The organism is Niallia sp. WK069_GA_01 (genome assembly GCF_983173855.1).
This window is the reverse complement of sequence record NZ_OZ470138.1, coordinates 2,232,011-2,253,121: the sequence shown is the minus strand read 5'-3', so window position 1 is coordinate 2,253,121 and position 21,111 is coordinate 2,232,011. Positions and strand designations below refer to the sequence as shown.

At 35.5% G+C, this 21,111-nt stretch carries 16 protein-coding genes; 1 reads left to right on the top strand and 15 read right to left on the bottom strand.

Annotated elements, in window-relative coordinates; genetic code table 11:
* Positions 1 to 141: 141 nt before the first annotated feature.
* The 5 genes from spoIVA to AC5LWL_RS10735 all read right to left on the bottom strand — a co-directional run bounded on the left by spoIVA (position 142) and on the right by AC5LWL_RS10735 (position 7,442).
* Positions 142 to 1,620 (bottom strand): stage IV sporulation protein A, encoded by a 1,479-nt coding sequence (gene spoIVA, locus AC5LWL_RS10755; protein ID WP_493434308.1) that lies wholly within the window; start codon positions 1,618 to 1,620, stop codon positions 142 to 144.
* A 1,020-nt stretch (positions 1,621 to 2,640) separates the two neighbouring features.
* Positions 2,641 to 3,783, bottom strand: coding sequence for an IS110 family RNA-guided transposase (locus AC5LWL_RS10750; RefSeq protein WP_493432573.1), 1,143 nt, complete (start codon positions 3,781 to 3,783; stop codon positions 2,641 to 2,643).
* Between the two features lie 281 nt (positions 3,784 to 4,064).
* Positions 4,065 to 5,117, bottom strand: coding sequence for an NAD(P)H-dependent glycerol-3-phosphate dehydrogenase (locus tag AC5LWL_RS10745; protein WP_493434307.1), 1,053 nt, complete (start codon positions 5,115 to 5,117; stop codon positions 4,065 to 4,067).
* 13 nt (positions 5,118 to 5,130) lie between these two features.
* Positions 5,131 to 6,441: a ribosome biogenesis GTPase Der gene (gene der / locus AC5LWL_RS10740; RefSeq protein ID WP_493434306.1), complete on the bottom strand. Its 1,311-nt coding sequence runs from the start codon at positions 6,439 to 6,441 to the stop codon at positions 5,131 to 5,133.
* Between the two features lie 392 nt (positions 6,442 to 6,833).
* The gene (locus tag AC5LWL_RS10735; protein WP_493434305.1) at positions 6,834 to 7,442 is read right to left on the bottom strand and encodes a YphA family membrane protein; all 609 of its coding nucleotides are present in this window, start codon (positions 7,440 to 7,442) and stop codon (positions 6,834 to 6,836) included.
* A gap of 104 nt (positions 7,443 to 7,546) precedes the next feature.
* On the opposite strand from AC5LWL_RS10735, the gene AC5LWL_RS10730 reads away from it, so the two are divergent.
* Positions 7,547 to 7,684: a YpzI family protein gene (locus tag AC5LWL_RS10730; RefSeq protein ID WP_493434304.1), complete on the top strand. Its 138-nt coding sequence runs from the start codon at positions 7,547 to 7,549 to the stop codon at positions 7,682 to 7,684.
* Between the two features lie 369 nt (positions 7,685 to 8,053).
* Here AC5LWL_RS10730 and rpsA read toward each other — a convergent pair whose 3' ends face one another.
* From rpsA to AC5LWL_RS10680, 10 genes are all read right to left on the bottom strand, one after another.
* Positions 8,054 to 9,193 (bottom strand): 30S ribosomal protein S1, encoded by a 1,140-nt coding sequence (rpsA, locus tag AC5LWL_RS10725; protein ID WP_493434303.1) that lies wholly within the window; start codon positions 9,191 to 9,193, stop codon positions 8,054 to 8,056.
* Positions 9,194 to 9,582: 389 nt separating this feature from the next.
* Entirely contained in the window at positions 9,583 to 10,260 is a 678-nt protein-coding gene (gene cmk / locus AC5LWL_RS10720; RefSeq protein ID WP_493434302.1) for a (d)CMP kinase, read from the bottom strand.
* Between the two features lie 452 nt (positions 10,261 to 10,712).
* Positions 10,713 to 10,889 (bottom strand): YpfB family protein, encoded by a 177-nt coding sequence (locus AC5LWL_RS10715; protein ID WP_493434301.1) that lies wholly within the window; start codon positions 10,887 to 10,889, stop codon positions 10,713 to 10,715.
* A 166-nt stretch (positions 10,890 to 11,055) separates the two neighbouring features.
* Complete coding sequence (locus AC5LWL_RS10710; protein WP_493434300.1) at positions 11,056 to 11,715, bottom strand: flagellar brake protein; 660 nt, start codon at positions 11,713 to 11,715, stop codon at positions 11,056 to 11,058.
* A gap of 345 nt (positions 11,716 to 12,060) precedes the next feature.
* Complete coding sequence (ypeB, locus tag AC5LWL_RS10705) at positions 12,061 to 13,410, bottom strand: germination protein YpeB (protein WP_493434299.1); 1,350 nt, start codon at positions 13,408 to 13,410, stop codon at positions 12,061 to 12,063.
* Between the two features lie 13 nt (positions 13,411 to 13,423).
* The gene (gene sleB / locus AC5LWL_RS10700; protein ID WP_493434298.1) at positions 13,424 to 14,341 is read right to left on the bottom strand and encodes a spore cortex-lytic enzyme; all 918 of its coding nucleotides are present in this window, start codon (positions 14,339 to 14,341) and stop codon (positions 13,424 to 13,426) included.
* 257 nt (positions 14,342 to 14,598) lie between these two features.
* Complete coding sequence (gene prsW / locus AC5LWL_RS10695; protein ID WP_493434297.1) at positions 14,599 to 15,270, bottom strand: glutamic-type intramembrane protease PrsW; 672 nt, start codon at positions 15,268 to 15,270, stop codon at positions 14,599 to 14,601.
* A gap of 35 nt (positions 15,271 to 15,305) precedes the next feature.
* Positions 15,306 to 16,274, bottom strand: a complete 969-nt coding sequence (locus AC5LWL_RS10690; RefSeq protein WP_493434296.1) for a YpdA family putative bacillithiol disulfide reductase — start codon at positions 16,272 to 16,274, stop codon at positions 15,306 to 15,308.
* Positions 16,275 to 16,727: 453 nt separating this feature from the next.
* Complete coding sequence (locus AC5LWL_RS10685) at positions 16,728 to 18,005, bottom strand: Glu/Leu/Phe/Val family dehydrogenase (protein ID WP_493434295.1); 1,278 nt, start codon at positions 18,003 to 18,005, stop codon at positions 16,728 to 16,730.
* Between the two features lie 1,608 nt (positions 18,006 to 19,613).
* Complete coding sequence (locus AC5LWL_RS10680; protein WP_493432582.1) at positions 19,614 to 20,954, bottom strand: transposase family protein; 1,341 nt, start codon at positions 20,952 to 20,954, stop codon at positions 19,614 to 19,616.
* Between the last annotated feature and the right edge of the window lie 157 nt (positions 20,955 to 21,111).

Here is a 21,111-nt window from a genome sequence, read left to right as displayed (position 1 = left end):
ATCCATATCTGACATCCATCGCTTTACAAAAAACTATAATATTTTCGAAGCCTGGATGCTGGCACAACCGCTAAGTTATCTACCATCCATTTCTTTTATACTTTCCTAGACAATAAAAAAGAACCCTATAAAAGAGTTCTCCTAAAGTATGATTGCAATTAAGCCTCCTGAGCCTTCATTAATAATTCGTTCAAGTGTTTCTTTTAATTTATATCTAGCATTTTCAGGCATTAAGGAGAGCTTCGCTTGGATCCCTTCTCTTACGATCGAGCTTAAACTTCTTCCAAATATATCGGAATTCCAAATGGACAAAGGGTCATCTTCAAAGTCTTGCATTAAGTATCTGACAAGCTCTTCACTTTGTTTCTCTGACCCAATGATAGGAGCAAACTCGGATTCTACATCCACTTTTATCATGTGAATGGAAGGAGCCACAGCTTTTAATCTTACCCCAAAACGTGAACCTTGACGTATAATTTCCGGCTCATCTAAGCTCATATCAACTAACGAAGGTGCAGCTATTCCATAACCAGTTTGTTTTACCATTTTTAAGGCATCGGAGATTTGGTCATATTCCGTTTTAGCATGAGCAAAATCTTGCATCAATTCTAATAAATGGTCTTTTCCTCTTATTTCTACCCCGACAATTTCTTTCAAAATTTCATCATATAGTTCATCTGGCGCAAACAAGTCAATTTCTGCTACCCCTTGACCCATTTCAATCCCGGCTAATCCTGCTTTATCAATAAAATCATAGTCACTAAAGTGCTGTACTACTCGGTCTACATCTCTTAATCTTTTAATATCTTTGACTGTTTCTTTGACTGCTTCTTGATAATTATCACGAAGCCAATGATTTTCACGCAGCACCATTACCCAGCTTGGTAAATTCACATTTACTTCTAATACTGGGAATTCGAATAAAGCTTCTCTCATAACATTAAAGACGTCTGACTCCCGCATTGATTCTACACTCATCGCAATAACTGGTATATCGTATTTTTCCGACAGTTCAGCTCTTAATGTTTCTGTGTTCGGATGGAATGGTTGAGCACTGTTTACGATCATAATAAAAGGCTTTCCAACCTCTTTTAATTCTTCAATCACACGATTTTCGGCTTCTAAATAATTACTTCTAGGAATATCACCGATCGTGCCGTCTGTCGTAATTACAACGCCAATTGTACTATGCTCTTGAATTACCTTTCTTGTACCAATTTCAGCTGCTTCATGAAAGGGAATAGGTTCTTCATACCAAGGTGTATTGATCATTCTCGGACCATTTTCGTCTTCATAGCCTTGTGCTCCTGGCACTGTATATCCAACACAATCTACAAGTCTTATATTAACATCCAATCCTTCATCTACCTTCACAGAGGCCGCTTGATTTGGAACAAACTTTGGTTCAGTTGTCATAATCGTTTTTCCTGCTGCACTTTGTGGAAGCTCATCCTTTGTTCTTGTTCTGTCTCCTTCATTTTCCATATTAGGGATTACTACAAGTTCCATAAATTTTTTTATAAAAGTTGATTTTCCAGTCCGAACAGCACCTACTACTCCTAAATAAATATCGCCGCCCGTTCTTTCAGCAATATCTTTGAAAATATTGACCTTTTCCAAGTGATCCCCTCCTGAACTTTCCCTAGTATATGGGATTAAAAAATCCTTATAATACTATATGACAATATATATTTATGACGTTGTCCTATATCATTATGACTGATTTTAAAAATTTCCCTCCTCTTTCATGTATTTTTATTTCGTTAACGAATGATTGTTGTACCTATCATGTAAACTATCGTTGTTTATCATTCTAGTCGGCAATAATCCGTGATTTTACATGTCTATTTTTAATACATATTTAAAAATCAGGTTTTTATTAAAATGAAAATAAAAACCCTTCTCTTCAATATATACTTGAAAAGAAGGGTTATGACATTTTTCAAAAAAATACGATAACAATTTTGTGAAGACTTTCTTGAAGACATGGTGTTCGTTTAAAAAACGGAATGCACTCTCAATTAGTCTGCAGCCTGCATACACTTCGCTTTCCATGTGGCAGGGGCTCGGGGCTGTCCGACAATTCCTATAGGTGTCTTCAGGGGTTCTGGCAGCTCTCTGCTTCCATTACAAGGATCTCCTCATCGTGTTTATTTGATTAACATGCTTGTTTTTCCTACATCACTATGTTGACATGAATGAGAATCCATTGCCTATTCGCTTCCACAAAAATAAGCCTCAGTAAAGAAGGGGAACTTTACTGAGGCTTTATTTGACTATTGTACCCTTACCCAGTTCAATCCACCAGGTTGCTTCGTTGCATTGTATGCTCGTTATTGTAAATCGCTTCATTCAAATGCCTAATTTGTGAAAAAAAAAACAAAGATTTTTAATAAAGCCGGAAGATACATAAACAAGTCTCTTCCGCTTTTTCTGTGAAAATAAAACGGGCGAGTGGCTATTCTGGGTATCTGTATAATACAGTAACGTGTTCTATTTGATAGGGCGGGTACAGGATTTTGGTGTAAAGAAAATCTTGAAGCGTGGACTTCTAGAAAAAAGACAATAGTAAAGAAAGGGTGTGACCTCAATTTTTTAAAAAAATCACAACCTTAATAGAGTATTGTAATGGAAGGTCGTCTAACCAGCTAGACGTGGTTCAGAGAAGTGTTGCTTATTAATAAATAGGGTATATATAATTCTTAAAACTTTATGTGCAATAGCCTGTAAAGCTTTTTTCTTTCCTCTTCTTGCAGATAGAGACCAAAAAACATTTGACATTGAGGTATTTTTCGACCTTGATATAGCCCAAGCAACCTCACAAAGAGCAGCTTTTATATGTGGGTTTCCTTGAACGCTTTTGGAACTTTTCTTTTTACCAGCACTTTCATTATTGCCAGGTGATACACCAGCCCAAGAAGCTAAATGTCTTGATGAAGGGAATTGGCTCATATCTGTTCCGATTTCCGCAATAATAACAGCAGCTGTGTGTTCCTTTATACCTGGGATAGATAAAAGTATTTCTTTTTCTTCTTGATAGGAATGAAGCAGGGTATCTATCCTATTTTCAAGTTCTTGAATGGAAGTTTCCAAATACATGATATGATTCCAAGAGCTTTTAATCATAAACATTTGATGTTCATTTAATGTTCCGAAAAGAGAATCGGAAATGGTATCAGCCTTCTTGCGGAGAGAATGATGGATATTGGCATCAACATCAGCCTTATCAAGGTATCCATTATCGACTAACTGTTTCAAAAGTTTACGTCCAGAAACCCCAAAGATATCAGAAATAACTGAACCAAGCTTTATGTTTGAACATTCGAGGACCTTTGAAATTCTATTTTTTTCAGCTGTTAAGTTACCAACCCATTTCTTGCGTAAACGGTTCAAATCTCTTAATTCCCGAAGATCTTGGGAAGGGACAAAGCTTTTTTCAATCAATCCATGACGAAGAAGCTTGGCAATCCATTCTGCATCTGAAACATCGGTCTTACGACCAGGAACGTTTTTAATACGTTGGGCATTGGCCACAGTAATATCGAAATATCCTTCAAGGATGTTGTATACCGGCTTCCAATAGATTCCGGTACTTTCCAGAGCAATGTGTGTAATTTGTTTTTCTTCTAACCACTTTAATAAATCAAATAAACTTTTGGTTAAAGTGGAAAAAGTCTTGGTTTCTTTTTGAATGGATTCATTATTAGTGCCAGTTAGGGCACAAACTACAATCTCTTTTTGATGAACATCCATTCCGGCACAATGGGTTAATAAAATGTCCAAATAAAACAACCTCCAAAGTAGTGTCTATGGAAAGTGGAATAAGCTTGGTCAAACAGCATTTTTCTGTACGTGATCATCCTCAAAAATTGAAGAGTCAACAAAGGGGTGTACACAAGGCAAATTCCAAACAGTTTCTTATACAGGGTCGAACCACCACAAAAGCGCACGTAAAGATTACTTCCCATAGCATTAATCAGTATGGAAAAATGGACAAAAAAGTAAAACCCCGGCTTAGAAAAAATTTTCATGCCGGGGTGTGAGTGTGAAATCATGTGTGTTTCTTATTCTATGTATTGAGATGCTAGGATGTTTAATAAGTCTTCCATTTCATGTGTTTTGCCTCTTTCCATTAAACTATCCACTGCATCCTTTGCATTTCCACCATTAAACAGCACATTATATAATGCTGTCGTAATTGGCATTTCAACATCATATTTTTGTGCGAGCTGATATCCGGCCTTTGTTGTTCGTATTCCTTCCACAACCATTCCCATATTTTCCAATACTTCTTCAAGAGGACAACCTTTTCCTAAAAGATTGCCTGCTCTCCAGTTTCGTGAATGAGCACTTGTACAAGTAACGATCAAATCGCCAATTCCTGTTAGTCCTGCAAACGTTAATGGGTTAGCACCCATCTTCGTTCCAAGTCTTGCCATTTCAGCTAATCCTCTAGTAATTAAGGCTGCTTTGGCATTGTCTCCGTACCCTAAACCATCGGTAATTCCAGCACAAACAGCGATTATATTTTTTAACGCTCCACCTATTTCCACACCAATAAGATCAGGATTTGTATACACCCTAAAATTAGAATTGATGAATAAATCTTGGACTTTTCCTGCTTCCTCCATATTTTTTGAAGAAACAGTAACCGTAGTAGGATGACGCAGGCTAACTTCTTCTGCGTGACTTGGTCCAGAAAGCACAACAATGCTTTTTATCAGGTCAGAAGGTATTTCCTCTTCCATAATTTCTGAAATTCTAAGCAATGTCTCTGGTTCAATGCCTTTGCTGACATGAATAAATGTTTTTGGCGTATTCACAAAAGGAAGTATTTGTTTTATTACTTCTCGCATTGCTTTTGTTGGGACCGATAGCACAATATAAGAAACATCTTGTAAAGCCTCTTCCATAGAAGTGAAACCATTCACTTCATTTGGAAGAATAATATTAGGCAAATATTTTTTATTTTCATGATGCTGATTTATTTCATCAATTGTTTGCTGATTTTTTCCCCATATATGGACAATATGCCCATTATCTGCAAGTACTAAGGAGAGGGCTGTACCCCAGCTCCCAGCACCAATCATGGCAATTTTATTTTTACTATCAGCCATTTTAACACCTCTTTTATTTTCGTTCTCTAGCAAAGATTTTAATTGGTGTTCCTTCAAAACCAAAGGCATCTCTTATTCGATTTTCTAAGAAACGTTCGTAAGAGAAGTGAAGCAATTCTGGATCATTTACAAAAACAACAAATGTCGGCGGACCAACAGCAACTTGTGTAGCATAGTAAATTCTTAATCGTTTTCCTTTGTCCGTTGGTGTCGGGTTCATAGCAATTGCATCCATAATCACATCATTTAATACACTTGTTTCTATTCGTCTCGTGTGATTATCACTTGCGATATTAATCATCGGTATAAGTGTATGAATACGTTTTTTTGTTTTTGCAGATAAGAATACAATCGGTGCATAATCTAAAAATAAGAAATGCTCACGAATATTCTGTTCAAATGCTTTCATCGTTTTTTCATCTTTTTCCACAGCATCCCATTTGTTTACAACAATAATAATAGCTCGTCCTGCTTCATGAGCATAACCTGCAATCTTTTTATCTTGTTCAATAATGCCTTCTTCTCCATCGATAACTACTAAAACAACGTCCGATCTTTCAATAGCTCTTAAAGCACGAAGCACACTATATTTTTCAGTGCTTTCATATACTTTTCCTTTTTTTCTCATACCAGCAGTATCAATAATGACATACGGGTCTCCATTTACAGTAACTTCCGAGTCAATCGCATCTCTTGTTGTTCCAGCAATATTGCTTACAATTACACGATCCTCTCCAAGTATAGCATTTACTAAGGAAGATTTACCAACATTTGGTCTACCAATTAAAGAAAACTTGATAACATCATCGCCGTATTCCTTTGTATCTCTTTTCGGGAAATTTTTGGCTGCTTCATCCAATAAATCACCTAATCCTAATCCATGAGAACCTGATATTGGGAATGGCTCACCAAATCCTAATGCATAGAAATCATAAATTTGTTCTCTCATTTCCGGATTATCAATTTTGTTTACCGCAAGCACAACAGGTTTTTTTGCTCGATATAATATTTTCGCTACTTCTTCATCTGCGGAGGTTACGCCTTCTCTACCATTTGTTAAAAAGATAATAACATCTGCTTCATCGATTGCAATTTCTGCTTGTAATCTGATTTGTTCCAAAAATGGTTCGTCCCCTATATCGATTCCGCCTGTATCAATTAAATTAAAATCATGATTTAGCCATTCTGCTGAACTATATATCCGATCTCTTGTTACTCCTGGAATATCTTCTACTATGGAAATACGCTCTCCCACAATTCTATTAAAAATAGTGGACTTGCCGACATTCGGCCTTCCAACTATTGCAATTACTGGTTTTGCCATCTGTTTCAACCCTTTCTTTTACACTATCATTCGCTAGTATATTCTCTTATCTAAAGTAGAATTTATTTACTATCCATTCTCCTTCATTACAGACAGTATGCCGCATCAATGGAATTTCCCTTTTATCAAACATTTAAAGGCGTCCCCCAACGGACCATCTCCCTCTTTCTTTTTAGAAAGTTGGATTTAACCGATGATGCTAGGACACCCTCTAACTTATTTATTTTATCAAAGTGCTATATGACTAGCAAGATTAAAATATAATAAGCGAATTTAACTAGTTATAAAACAAGAAACTCTAGGGAGAATACTGCCGATAATCCGTACTTAACATAATGTTCTCAGCATTGTATCAATTACGACACCAGAAATGATTGGGTATGTAAAGGTATTCATGAAAGTTTTTGCTTCTCCTTTTCCATAATGTAAACATGCTGTTCCCATTTTGAAAGAAATCCTTTTACAACGTATATAGTTGTCATTACGGTTATGCTTATAAGCAGACAATCAAAATAGTGTAAATCACCAATTATGTAAGTAAACTCGTACTTTTTCAAGATCAAGCCATACATTATTTCTCCATTGATACTTCCAAACATAATCAGCATTATTTGCTGAAGAGGGTTACTGTATAATAGTCTCGCAATAATCATCAAAACGATAGCAAGCATCCACTTTTGATCAAAAAGGATCCATACAGGATCAAGAATTGCTAATAAATGAAAGGTACAATAAGCAAGCATAGTAAAAAAAACGGAAGCAGAAAAATAAATCAGTGACCCTTTTCTTAAAAATGCGGTGTAAACAAATGCAGAAGCTAACATGATTACTAGCAGCCAAGAAACAGTAAAGCCTAAAAAGGTTAATTGATATGGTGATGTAATAATGGCTAATAATAAACTAATAGAATAAACACAACGATATTTATTTTCTTTTTTCATAAAAAATGTGGTAACAATCCATAGCATCCATGTGAACCAATAAAATAATGCTCCATCCATCTTTTCACTCTCCTACTTTTCATTATGGCTTTTCCTAACTTTCTTTAAACGGGAAATGAATAATCTTCTGCATTTTTCTCATGATAAGAGCAGGAGGTGTAGAAATGAGTAAAGACAGACAAGAGAAAAAATTAAAAAAGAGTAAACGTGTAGAATCTGATCGTGATCAGGCATTACATTTTTCTGGTGCAACTGAGATGCAAAGTCCTGAGGAAGCTAGAAGATTAAATAACAATAAATAAAACTTGGTTGCTGTTTTTATGGCTACTATGAAAAAGGTTTGCTCTCTCAATAAGTCCGCAGCCGGAATTTACTTCGCTTTCCGCGGGGCGGGCGCCGAGCCTCCTCGGAGTAAACTCCTGTGGGCTCTCGCCTGTCCCGCTAATCCCGAAGGAGTCTTCGTGTATTCCGGCTGCTCCCTGATTAAAGCTTAGTTCATAAAACTAAGTAGATTGCTGCTTTGTTTTGTGTGCCATGGTGCGAATTTTTATTAGCATGGATGCCTCCCCTGGAAAAAGGGTTCCGTGGGTGGAATGTACTTTGCTTTCCTGATTAAACAAAAAAAGAGAGCAGCGATCATTTTATCGCTTGCTCTCTTTTTTTAATATTGATTATTTTCTTAGTTTCTTCAGCTGATCGCCAATCATATCTCCTAGTTGGAAACCTTTTGATTCTTCTGGCAGCTCATAGTTATCTTCTTCATTGTGTTCCTTTTCTGTCAGCTCTTTAATGCTTAATGATAGACGTTGATCTTGTTCATTTACATCTAACACTTTCACTTGAACTTCTTGCCCTTCTTTTAGCACTTCATGTGGTGTGCCAATGTGTTTGTGGGCAATTTGGGAAATATGGACAAGGCCTTCTACACCTGGAAGGACTTCAATAAATGCACCATATGACACGATTCTTTTTACGGTGCCATCAAGAATACTACCTACCCCAGCTTTATCTGCAATATTCGCCCATGGTCCTGGCAAAGTGTCCTTAATCGATAAGGAAATGCGATCGTTATCCCGATCAACACTTAACACCTTAACATTTACTTCTTGTCCTTCCTCCACAACATCAGCAGGGTTCGATATATGTTCATGAGATAATTGCGAAATATGAACTAATCCGTCGATTCCACCTAAATCTACAAACGCGCCAAAATTTGTAATTCTTTGCACAACGCCTGATACTGTTTGACCAACTTCAATTGAATCTAACAGATTTTGCTTTTGTTTACTTTTTTCATCTTCCACAACTGCTCGGTGGGATAGAATTAAACGGTTTTTATCTTTTTCCAACTCCACAATTTTAAAAGCAATTGTTTTGCCTTGATAATCAGAAAAATCTTCCACATAATGTGCTTCTACTAAAGATGCTGGAACAAAACCGCGTACACCAAGATCAACTACTAAGCCGCCTTTTACTACATCTTTTACTTCGGCTTCAAATACTTCTCCTGACTGAAACTTTTCCTCTAAACTGTCCCAAGCCTTCTCAGCATCCACTTTTCGTTTTGATAAAACTAGTGCCTCTTCTTCCACTTTCGTAACTTGAAGCTCCAATTCATCACCTTCTGAAACTACATCGCTCGCTTTTTCAATATGCAAACTGGAAAGCTCGCTGATTGGAATTAATCCATCCAATTTACTATTGCGAATTGCAACAATTACTTGTTTTTCTTCTACTTTTGTAACTTGTCCAATTACGTTATCCCCAACTTCAAAATTATTTACCACAATATCATTTAACTCTTCAGACATATGTACTCCTCCTTAAGCTTCACTATATAAACTAATCTGCTTTAAACATATTAGCCAGGCTATCGGCAAATGCCTGTTTTTCACCGTTATACTTCCTTATTGGACACTTAACAATAAAGAATCTTTCTCAGTTTAGAACATTCATTGCCAAATAGCTTGAAAGATTGCAGGTTTATACTTTATCTACAATCTTACTAATCTGTTTAATTCAGATTAGTAAGATTTCAAATTATTAGAATACTGCAAAATTTATTCCTTTTATTTAACTTCTTATAAATAACGGCTTTTGTCAAGTAGAAAACTTCAAAGGAATAGTTATTAAAAGCCGTTTGCCAAAAAGTCTAAACAGCTAATCGTTATTCTATTCCTATGAAAGTATTCCTTTTTAATTAATGAGCAATTTTCTCAACAGTTAGTTCCATTATTCGATTAACAACATCCATAATAGTAAGAGAAGTTGTATCTATTTCCGTTGCATCCGCAGCTTTTCTTAATGGTGCAACTTTCCGTTCTGAGTCTAATTTATCTCTTGTAGCTATTTCTTGTTTTAACAATTCTAAATCAGAAGGAAATCCTTTGTTAACATTTTCTGTATGGCGACGCATTGCCCGCTCGTCTACGGATGCTAATAAAAATACTTTTACTTCCGCAGATGGAATCACATGTGTTCCAATGTCTCTACCATCCATTACCACTCCGCCGGTAGTTGCAAACATCTGCTGACGCCGAACCATTTCTTCTCGAACGAGCTTATGTTTAGCTACTATAGAAACAGTATTTGTTACAGGACTTGTCCTAATTTCTTCTGTTACGTTATTATTATCTAAAAAGATTAATTGCCCCTTTTCACCTGGAAAAAGTTCAATCAACGTATTATCAAGCATTTTGATCAATGCTTGTTCATCTTCAAGGTTCAGTTCATTCTTTAACGCTTTGAATGTTAGTGCACGATACATAGCACCCGTGTCAATATAAATATAGCCTAGCTTTTCTGCAACAATCTTTGCAACTGTACTTTTACCTGCCGCAGCTGGTCCATCTATTGCAATACTAATTTTTTTACTCATAAATCCTCCTGAACTATTGGTTTTAATAGAAAGGCATTGACGCTTTTGATCAGATTTTAAGCTAGATAACCGTTTACCCTCGAATATTTTATTCTTTTAGGGGCTATTTGTATAGATTATTGTTATCTAACCCACAGTCAGAATATAGGCTTTCTTACCTTTAAACCCAAACTTTTGGAAAACATCCTTCTTTTAAACCAATGAACAATTAATAAATGCTTAGAATTAGAAAATGTATTCCTTCAAACTTTATTTTAACATATTTTTATGCCTAATTTCGACGAAATAATCTTACGAAGAAGAACCATCTTCTCCTTCTTTAGATTATTAGGATAAACGATTAATAGAACGGCGAATAAGACGAAACAAACAGCTTTAAAAGTTGTTTCTCGCCGGAAATGATAAGCTGTACAAGACGTGGACAAATAGTATCAGTTATCAATAGTATATGCTTATTTCTGTTGAATCGTTTCTAATATTTTTGAAAAATTTGATTTAGAAACTCCTTCATATTGTGCTAACTCATATAGCTGGGGAAAAAGATCCCATGTATGTATTAGCTGGCTTATTCCCAAAAATACCAACTGGATGACAATTAATTTTACTAACAGCCTTTCAAACGTTTTCATTAGACCCACTCCAATAATTAATTGCTTATACATCGCATTTCCTTTTTTCAGCTGCAGCACAAAATTCTTTTCAGTCCGTTTGTCTTTTAACGAACGCTTTCCTTTTGCAAATAGCCATTTCTCTTACTTCGTTCTTCCTATTATCGGAGTAATTTCGGTCCTTTATTCAATTTTCCAATCCTTTTTTCTTAAGGGATAATTGTACATCATAACAAAAACGCAAAATAAATTGTCGATCACTTGGCGACATATTAAAAAACTGCAGCGATACTTTGTTATGTGTTTCAGTATGATCAAATATTCTAATAACACTGCCTTTTAATCTAGGATAATAGTACTCTCCATTTTGCAGATGCAAAACTAAATAAACTTCTACCTCATAACCTTCTTGTAAAGTAGATGTTTTTGAAACAATGACTGCTGTTCCACCTGCACTGATATCCGTTGTTATCGTGGTAAATGGCAAAAAATCATTGTTTACTGGATGAATGGCAATATCTAAATTCGCATCTACACGAACATACTGTCTTCTCTGTATTTTAATCATTTGCTCTTTTGGAGGTAAATGTAGTTTAAGCATAGGAATATTCTCTTTTTTTCTTCCTAATATTTCAGTTTGAAACATAAAGACTGATCCTTCATTTGTCACAAAATTAACTCTTAATTGCGTTCCATTTAATAAAAAAACTGTTTTGTTTGTTGCTAAATGAATAGGATAATCTATATATATTTCTTTCTCTCCGATTTCTACAAGGCGGCATTTATATTGCTCTGCGCTATCTGTATCAACAGGCTCGAGGATTAATGTATCTCCTATATTTATCACCGTGTAACCACTCTTTCTTTTCATTCAAAATAGAACATGCAAAATCACTGATATATTCCATTTTTTTCTTTTATTATGGCATGGAACTTTCCTTTTAAGCAATAGTACAGAGTAAATAATCCTATTTTCTTTCAATAGAAAAACAAAAAGAAAAGCGCCGGAGCTAGATAGCCTTCAAACTTTCGTAAACTTATGCTTTCTTATCTTTCAAAAAAGAAAGCTATCAGCATGTGTATCCTTTTTCATAAATCTTCGTTATATCGAGATTTATGAGAAGTTCGATTACATGTGCTGATAGCTTTTTTATAACATCTTTCGCCTCTGTCTAAATATGCTGATACTTACTTATACCACTTCTTCATATACTGGTTCAGCATTTTTAAGCTTCTCCACTTTCTCCTCTATACCATTTTTAGCGTTAATATATATTCTGTATGTGTCTTCTCCTAATGTTCCAATAAACTCATAACAAAGGACTTCTTCATTAATATCATTAATAATAATGGCAAGCCCGTCATCCATAATTTTTACTTGCTTATTAATTTTTTTCTGTGCATCTCCTTTGGAAATCGTAGGATCAGCAATTTCTCTTTGTTTATGGGCCTGCAAATAATCCTCAGCAGCAAAGCCAACAATATTTCCATTATCAAGGGCAACTTTTATTTTAATGCTGTCTGGATATATTTTTACTCCATCGACTTCTGTTACAAATGAAAATACACCGATATTATCATATTGCATACTTTCAAACAGAGCGAGATCTTTAAAATTATTGTCTTTCAAAAATTTCACCGCATTATTTCCTGCTTCATTTAAGCTTATCTTTTGTTTGTTCACGTCTCTTGAAAGAATATACCAGATTGGATATCCTCCTTTTTTCGTAATATCCATACTCGCTTCTAATTTTGAATCTTTTTCCAATAATGTTACACTATAAAACCCATAGTTAGACCCTTTTCCATTTGCGGTTATTTTCTGTTCAATATCCCCTTTAAAACCTGCATATTTTTTCGCTATTTTAATTGCTTCTTCTTTAGAGATGGTAGAGCCTTCTAAATTTTTAAAGTTCTCATCCTTTTTCTCCATGTTCACATATGTGGGACCAAAAGAAGATTCTTCATAACCTTCTACTTTTTGTTCAACTGTTTTTAAACCATCTACAATCGTATTGTCTTTTGCTTCATTTCCAGTAGCAATCGCCATTTCAACGTCCATCCAACGTAAATTGTTTTTAAGGACGACATGTTGAACATTTCGCAATTCATTCTGAATTTCTCCTGCCTGCCCATATAATTTTTTTAATGAGCTATATTCTTTATCCGATAATGGTTCTTTGTTTAAATCTCTTACTGCCGTTCGATAGCTGAAGTCTCCAATATTCGCCAAAAATTCTTCCGTTTTATTAAATGGTAATAATGTCAGCGGCAATTGCCCTACATCACTATGCGCTTCAGATGTTATTCTCCAAACATCTGCTAAAGCCGGCGATAAAGACTCTTGAGAATTCATTGCTAAAGTAGTTCCTATTTGGTCATGCAATAAATCAACTTGATACGTTAAATCATGAAAAGCTCTTTGATAATTATTTTCTGCATTCATTAGAATCGCATTTTTTTCTTTATGTTCTTGGTAGCCCCAGAATCCGACTCCTGCAACTCCTATCACTAGTACTGCTATTAATATTCCTCTTAGCAATTTTCTCACCTCTTTATTTACAGAAAATATGTTTTCCTATTTGTTTAATTTGTGGTCTTGTCCAAATCCATGCACTTGTTGCTGTATCCGGATTAAAGTAATACAAAGCATTGCCTGTAGGATCCCATCCATTGATTGCATCCAATACCGCTTCTTTCGCTTTTTCATTTGGTGTTAGCCAAATTTGCCCATCAGCCACTGCTGTAAAAGCACCAGGTTCAAAAATTACCCCTGAAGCTGTATTTGGAAAAGAAGCACTATTAACTCGGTTTAAAATTACTGCTGCAACGGCAACTTGACCTGTATAAGGTTCTCCACGCGCTTCCCCATATACTGCATTTGCCATTAATTGAATATCATTTTGTGAAAATCCATTTGGAACATTTGCAGCAGTCGGTTTATTTTGAGTAGCAGACTGTCCTGAGTTTGCCGTATTATTGCTGGTTGATTTTTTAGCATTATCCCCACTGCTACTGCCTTGAGAACCTCCACCTTTTGCACTATCATTCGCTGGTTTTTTTGAAGCTGAAGGAGATTTTTGTTTATTAACATCCACTCCTCCATAATGACTAAATTTAGTTCCTTTATTAATTTGTTCTTTGACAAAATTTTCATTATATTTCGATGCATCAGCAAGCTTTAATTTTGTTTTCCAGCCTGCCATTCCATCAATTGGTAATCCAAATTCATATTGAAAGTTTCTTAACGCCCAATATGTCTGCCATCCAAAAACTCCATCAATTTTCCCATTATAAAAGCCTACATATTGTAGTCTTGCCTGTAGCTCAATGACATCATCACCAACAGCACCATGCTGTATAACTTGATTTGAAAATGCATATGCATGATGTTTTGCCTCTTGCAAAGGCGCCAATATAAGGCATAGAGAAAAAATGATTGTAATTTTTGTGAGTAATAATTTTTTTTTCACGATTGTTACCCCCAGAAGTAAATACTATTAACATTAACTCTATTTTTTGTAGCAAATGGATTTTTATACAATAAAAAAACAGAATGAGTGAGTTTCATTCTGTTTCTTTCATTATCGTATTCCATTTACTATGCCCCAACAGTCCAAATACCTTAATGCAACAAAGGGTTCTGCCCTTTTTTATTTCTTCATTAAAATAAACAAGAAGTTATCGGTAATTAATTCCTTTTTCTATTTTCCAGTAATTTATCTAAACGCTAATTAATATTAGCATACTTTTGATAATGCTCTTTGCTTAATTCCCTTGCCATTCTTACCTTTCGCAATCCTGTCCACCATAAAAAAAGCATAAATGGGGTAATAACTAGCAGCCAGTTTTTCTGCAGAGTTACAATATAATCATATATACCATGTAGCAAAAAAGGAATAAATAAGGAATAAAACACCCATTTCCCTCGAGGATTCGTGAACTTTCCTTTTCCTAAATAATATCCCATAATTACACCAAACAAAGCATGGCTCGAAACAGGCAATAAGGCTCTTCCCAAAGCATGCCCGACCCCATTTGCCACTAAATATAAAATATTTTCAACGGTCGCAAACCCTAAAGAAACGGAAGCACCATATATAATGCCGTCATAAGGTTCATCAAATTCCACATGCTGATAGGCAGCATAATATAAAATAAACCATTTAAAAAATTCTTCTAATAAGCTTGTTGATAACAACGAACTCCATATTCCATTTGGCAAAATCATTTCTACATCTAATACATATTGAATAAACATAATTGGAAAAACTAGTAATGCACCAGAAATAAATGCTCTAAACACAAGGGAAATAGGTTCAGAATCATATTGATCTTTTAAATAGAAATAACTTAACAGTGCTAAACCAGGAGCAATCCCAGCAGATAAAATCGCCAACATGTTCCAACCTCATTTCCCTTTTTATCCAACTTCGATTAATTGCCGCGACTTGAAATAGCCTCTGCTATTTGTCCCCCATGGAAACGGCCATTTTCTATAAAAATTTCATTTGCATTGTTTCCTGCTGCCAACACTCCAGCAATAAAAATCCCCTTTACATTTGTTTCCATCGTTTCAGGGTCATAAACTGGTCTTCCGGTTAATTCTTCTACCTCAACACCCATTCTTTTCAAAAAAGTATGATCCGGATGATACCCCGTCATTGCAAATACAAAATCATTTTTTATTTCAAATGATTTTCCATTCACTTGATAACGCAATGATTTTTCTTCAATCTCAACAACGTTTGCATTAAATTCCATTTTTATTATACCGTTGCGCACTAATGATTCAAATTCAGGAAGAATCCATGGTTTGATGCTTGTTGAATATTCCGTGCCTCTATATAACACCGTTACCCTTGCTCCTGCTTTCACAAGTTCAATAGCAGCATCTACACTTGAGTTTTTGCCACCAATTACTGCCACATCATGATTAAAATATGGATGTGCTTCCTTAAAGTAATGCATAACTTTAGGAAGGTTTTCTCCTGGCACATTCATATAGTTTGGATGATCATAATAACCTGTTGCAACTACAAGATAGGGAGTTATGTATTCTTCTTTTGTACTTTTTACGATTAATTCATCGGTTGCTGTTTTTTCGACACTTATTACTTCTTCAAATGCATGTATACGAAGCTGTTTTCTTTTTACCACTTCTCGATAATATACTAAAGCCTGATTGCGGTTTGGTTTATACTGTTCTGTTAGAAATGGCACGTCGCCAATTTCTAGTTTTTCACTTGTGCTAAAGAAAGTTTGGTGGGTAGGATACCCATGAATAGCATTTACAACATTTCCTTTTTCAATAATAACTGGGTTTAGATTCAATTTTTTTAAAGCAATTGCAGCAGCTAATCCACATGGACCTCCGCCTATAATTATAGCGTCTTCTTTTTTCATCTTTATACACTCCTAACTTCGTTCATCCATCCTTTAAAGATGAAAAACATTTGACTTTATTTTATTTTTTATTAGCTACCCTGAAAAAAGCGTTCCTTACACTCTCAATAAATCCGCAGTCAGAATACTCTTCGCTTTCCTGTGGGTTCATCTTCGAGACTCCTCGCTTCAATGCGGGATCTCTCGTTTTTCTCGCATTCCCACGGGAGTCTTCGTGCATTCTGACTGCTCGCTGCTTCAACATAAAAACGAAACAGTTTTAACAGTGCTTTATTAAGAAAAGCGCAAGCGCCTTGTTCAGCTCCGAAGAAAAATGTTCTCCTTCACAGCGGCTAGCTGCTTGCGCTAGACACTGATCTAAGTTCAAAAATCTTATACTTTCTTACCCTAAAAAAAATCTCCTAAAATTAGCATAGGAGATTTTCCGAAAATATACAATAGTAAATGACGATTTTAAATCCATCCCCTGAATCTGGAAGCTTCGGCCATTTTTCTGACACCTACCATATAAGCAGCCAACCTCATATCCACTCTTCTTGTTTGAGCAGTTTCGTAAATGTTTTGAAATGATTTGCTCATCACTTTTTCTAGTCTTTCTTCTACTTCTTCTTCTGTCCAATAAAAGCCTTGGTTATTTTGCACCCATTCAAAATAAGAAACTGTCACTCCGCCAGCTGATGCTAACACATCTGGTACCAACAGTACTCCTTTTTCGGAAAGAATTCGAGTTGCTTCCATAGTAGTTGGTCCATTTGCAGCTTCAACAACAATACTTGCTTTTATTTTATCTGCATTTTGTTCTGTTATTTGATTCTCAATAGCAGCAGGTACTAATATATCGCACTCTAATTCTAGCAATTCTTGATTAGTAATCGTTTTGTTAAATAAATTCGTCACAGTTCCAAAACTATCTCGTCTATCTAATAAATAATCAATATCCAAGCCATTTGGATCATGAAGAGCGCCATACGCATCAGAAATGCCAATTATTTTTGCTCCAGCATCATGCATAAATTTCGCTAGAAAGCTTCCAGCATTACCGAAGCCTTGTACCACAACACGAGCACCTTCAATTGAAATGCCTTTTCGTTTAGCTGCTTCTCTAATACAAATGGTTACCCCTTTGGCGGTAGCTGTTTCTCGCCCATGTGAACCCCCTAAAACGAGGGGTTTTCCAGTTATAAATCCTGGAGAATTAAATTCATCAATTCTGCTATACTCATCCATCATCCATGCCATGATCTGCGAATTTGTAAACACATCAGGTGCAGGAATATCTTTTGTTGGACCAACAATTTGGCTGATTGCACGAACATATCCACGGCTAAGTCTTTCTAATTCACGAAAGGACATATCACGAGGGTCACAGACAATTCCGCCCTTCCCGCCTCCATATGGTAGATCTACAATTCCACATTTTAAGCTCATCCAAATCGATAATGCTTTAACTTCAGTTTCAGATACTTGAGGATGAAATCTTATTCCTCCCTTTGTTGGCCCAACAGCATCATTATGCTGAGCCCGGTAGCCAGTAAATATTTTGACGCTTCCATCATCCATCCTGATCGGAATCTTAACAGTCATCATTCGAATAGGTTCTTTCAAGAGTTCATAAACTTCATCTGAATATCCCAATTTATTTAGCGCTTTGTGAATAATTGTTTGCGTTGACTTTAAAACATCATGCTGCTCTTCCGTTTGTTTTTTCTCGTTAGATTTTTTGGCTACCATTCTAAATCCTCCTAAAAAACTACAAAATAATTTTTTTATTCTATCAAATAAAGAAGAAGCAAGTCCATTGTTGTGCTATTCTTTTGTTGTATTTTACTGTAGATTTTTGTTATATAAATAAGATTTTGTTCTGTTTATTTGATCATTTTCAAAATCAGTATACACGTTTGCGTTTTTATTGCAAGAGTACTATTCAATATTTCAAGTTTCTTTTCTTTTTTACGGTTATTACTATGGATAGATGTTTATTAGTTGATAATCAACTTCACTAACAGTATATTCCAAAAACATACTCTTTGTCCGTCATCCTGCTGTAATTATTAAAAGATAAAAAATAATAGGTTTGCTATTAATTCCTATTCGTCTTGCCTTTTTTCAATAGAAAATCTTGCTTTTATTTTAACATTTTTAAATTGTTTTACCAATGAAACTTATGCTTTTTCTTCTTTTATTATGTAAATTTTCTCATCTTAGGTGTAGTCTGTGAAAAACGAAGTGTATTTAGGCTACCGTTAAAAAAAGGGTTGCTCTCTCAATGAGTTCGCAGCCTGCATACACTCCGCTTTCCTGCGGGCGAGCGTCGAGCCTCCTCGCTGCGCTGCGGGGTCTCGTCTTTCTCGCATTTCCGCGGGAGTCTTCGTGTTTGCAGGCTGCTCCCTGCTTCAAACTTAGGTCATAAAACCATATGGAATGTTGCTTATTTTTATGTACCAAGCATGGTGCAAATTTTGTTTACATGGGAAGTGGTGCTCTCAAAATGGTTCGCAGCCTGCATACACTCCGCTTTCCTGCGGGCGAGCGTCGAGCCTCCTCGTTTCACTGCGGGGTCTCGTCTTTCTCGCATTCCCGCGGGAGTCTTCGTGTTTGCAGGCTGCTCTCTGCTTCAACATAACAACAAACTCAATCGCACTCGCCTATTTTATTCTTAATGGTGCAAATTTTTGGTTACAAGGGTGTCTACTCTGAAAAAAAGGTTTGGCTCTCTCGAATAGTCTGCAGCTGATACATTTAACATCAACACAATGGATGCTTTTATTACTGTATCAATATCAGAATTCATAACGAATGCTTTTAAATCATTTATATTTAGGTTAAACTTTCTTTTTTACACAATGATACAGACTTAATCTCAACTAACAAAAAACCTAGAGAAACTGCTTCTTTTCATGTGCGATGATGAGGATCTTGACTAGCATGGTGGTCTATGTCCTTGTAATACTTAATAATCTATATAAAAACAGCCAAATAAAAAGATAAAGTTTCTTCGTTACTTATTGTCCTTCTATAAAAGCTTCAGTTTCCTTTTGCTTTCGTTTAATTTGACTCAAAATAGAGCAAATAGAAAAGGTTTTGTTAGAAGCTTTTTATAAAAAGAATAAAAAGTAAAAAGAATCAACTTTATCTTTCTAGCGTCAGCTCCGAGGAGTAAACTTTGATAAAAAAATGTGAAAGATGTTAAAGTAACTTATTCACATGTAAAAATTTACCATTGTCATTTTCGTCCTTTTTACCAAAAAAGACAAGCCAATTTCGTCATTTCCATTGTGAAATTGTGGATAACTACTTTTCTCTTTCCCAACACCACATCCTTTTGTTATAATTATGGCACTAGGTAAATCTAATTTGCATTGGTTTTCCCAGTTGTACTATATCCTCGTTTGTTAGTGTTTGCCCGCGCAAGGCTTCTAACAGTCGCGAGGATATTTCTTTTACCGTTTTTTTGACGCGCTTCAATGCTTTCGACCCTTGCTCATGAAGCACCATTATGATTTCTGTAATCTGGGCCAATAAATAATGATTTTTCATGGCATTGTAATTTTTACTGCTTGCGTGTTGAATGTGATAGCGTAGGTTTTTTTGTCTGTTAAATCCCTCGTTTTCTATTTTCCAACGGCTTCGTCCAGTGTTAACGAGCCTTTTGGCATTCTTTTTTGTGATTTTTATGTTGGTAAGGAAAAGAAACTTTTGTTTTCCCTTTTTCGTCTCCATTTCGTATTCCAGCACACTTTGTTGATGTTCCCTATAAACAATTCCGTTCACCCAAGTAATTCTTCCTTGTTGGCTATCTTCATTTATATTCAAGACATTGTCTTCCATATTTTTTAATACCTGAAACTCACTGGCAATACTTTTGATGCGATCTTCCTTGAATCGAAATAAATAGTTCCACTTATATTTCTTGCATTGGTTAAAGACCTTTTCACACGCATAAAGACTATCGGCAATGATACAGATGGGCAGCCGTTTGAATGTGTCTTTAAGTCTTGTAGCCAATCGATAAAAAGCATTTAGTTCACAATCTTGTTTCTCCACGTCTTCCGATTCATTTTCAATAAATTCTGAGTCAACACTCAGCACCATATCTCCAACAACCAATTTAGCTTCTAGGACGTGATGCATATAGATGGTCTTTGTTTTTTCTTCACCCGTTTCCTTATCCTTTTCCTTGTAATTTCGTCTCAAGCAGTGGTCACAATGCTTTTCATTAAACGTGAAAATGCCTGTACCATCAATGATAACGCCCCAATATTTCCCCTCAATCCGATAAGAATCAAAGCACCTCTTTTTCAATAATTCTTTGATCATGTACGTTCGGATATGTTCAAGTTCTGCTGGTTTCAACCGAGAAAGAAAATTATTGATTGTGTCATAGTGGGGTAATTCTTCCAAATGTTCAATCCCTAAAATTTTTCCTATATTTTCAATGCACTCGTCCTTGTTGAATTCATTCGTCATTTCACGCATGCTTTTTAGATTACAGGTGTTTTTTAAAATAACCATCATCAAAAGGACTTCTGGGTCATAAATGGTATAGCCCTGGTGTCTTGGATCCTTTACTTTTTTAAGCAACTTATTAAAATCTTTAAAAAAGTGTTTCTGCGTTTTCAGAAACTCGAATAAAAAGTTTATCCCTTTTTCTTTATCACGTTTGTCTTTTCTAGTTATCATAAAAAAAATCCTCCCAAATATCAATATAATAGGGTTTTGTATATCCTAATTATCCTATATTTGGCGAGTGTTAGGTGGAATTATCTCGAAAAACTTTTACTCTTCAGAGCTGTTCTAGCGTATATTTGATGTATAGCAGCAAGTATGTATGCCGCCT

Coding starts and splice junctions, on each gene's coding strand:
- AC5LWL_RS10745 (WP_493434307.1), bottom strand. CDS start 5,117: ATGGCTGATAGTAAAAATAAAATTGCCATGATTGGTGCTGGGAGCTGG.
- der (WP_493434306.1), bottom strand. CDS start 6,441: ATGGCAAAACCAGTAATTGCAATAGTTGGAAGGCCGAATGTCGGCAAG.
- AC5LWL_RS10735 (WP_493434305.1), bottom strand. CDS start 7,442: ATGGATGGAGCATTATTTTATTGGTTCACATGGATGCTATGGATTGTT.
- AC5LWL_RS10730 (WP_493434304.1), top strand. CDS start 7,547: ATGAGTAAAGACAGACAAGAGAAAAAATTAAAAAAGAGTAAACGTGTA.
- rpsA (WP_493434303.1), bottom strand. CDS start 9,193: ATGTCTGAAGAGTTAAATGATATTGTGGTAAATAATTTTGAAGTTGGG.
- cmk (WP_493434302.1), bottom strand. CDS start 10,260: ATGAGTAAAAAAATTAGTATTGCAATAGATGGACCAGCTGCGGCAGGT.
- AC5LWL_RS10715 (WP_493434301.1), bottom strand. CDS start 10,889: ATGAAAACGTTTGAAAGGCTGTTAGTAAAATTAATTGTCATCCAGTTG.
- prsW (WP_493434297.1), bottom strand. CDS start 15,270: ATGTTGGCGATTTTATCTGCTGGGATTGCTCCTGGTTTAGCACTGTTA.
- AC5LWL_RS10690 (WP_493434296.1), bottom strand. CDS start 16,274: ATGAAAAAAGAAGACGCTATAATTATAGGCGGAGGTCCATGTGGATTA.
- AC5LWL_RS10685 (WP_493434295.1), bottom strand. CDS start 18,005: ATGGTAGCCAAAAAATCTAACGAGAAAAAACAAACGGAAGAGCAGCAT.
- AC5LWL_RS10680 (WP_493432582.1), bottom strand. CDS start 20,954: ATGATAACTAGAAAAGACAAACGTGATAAAGAAAAAGGGATAAACTTT.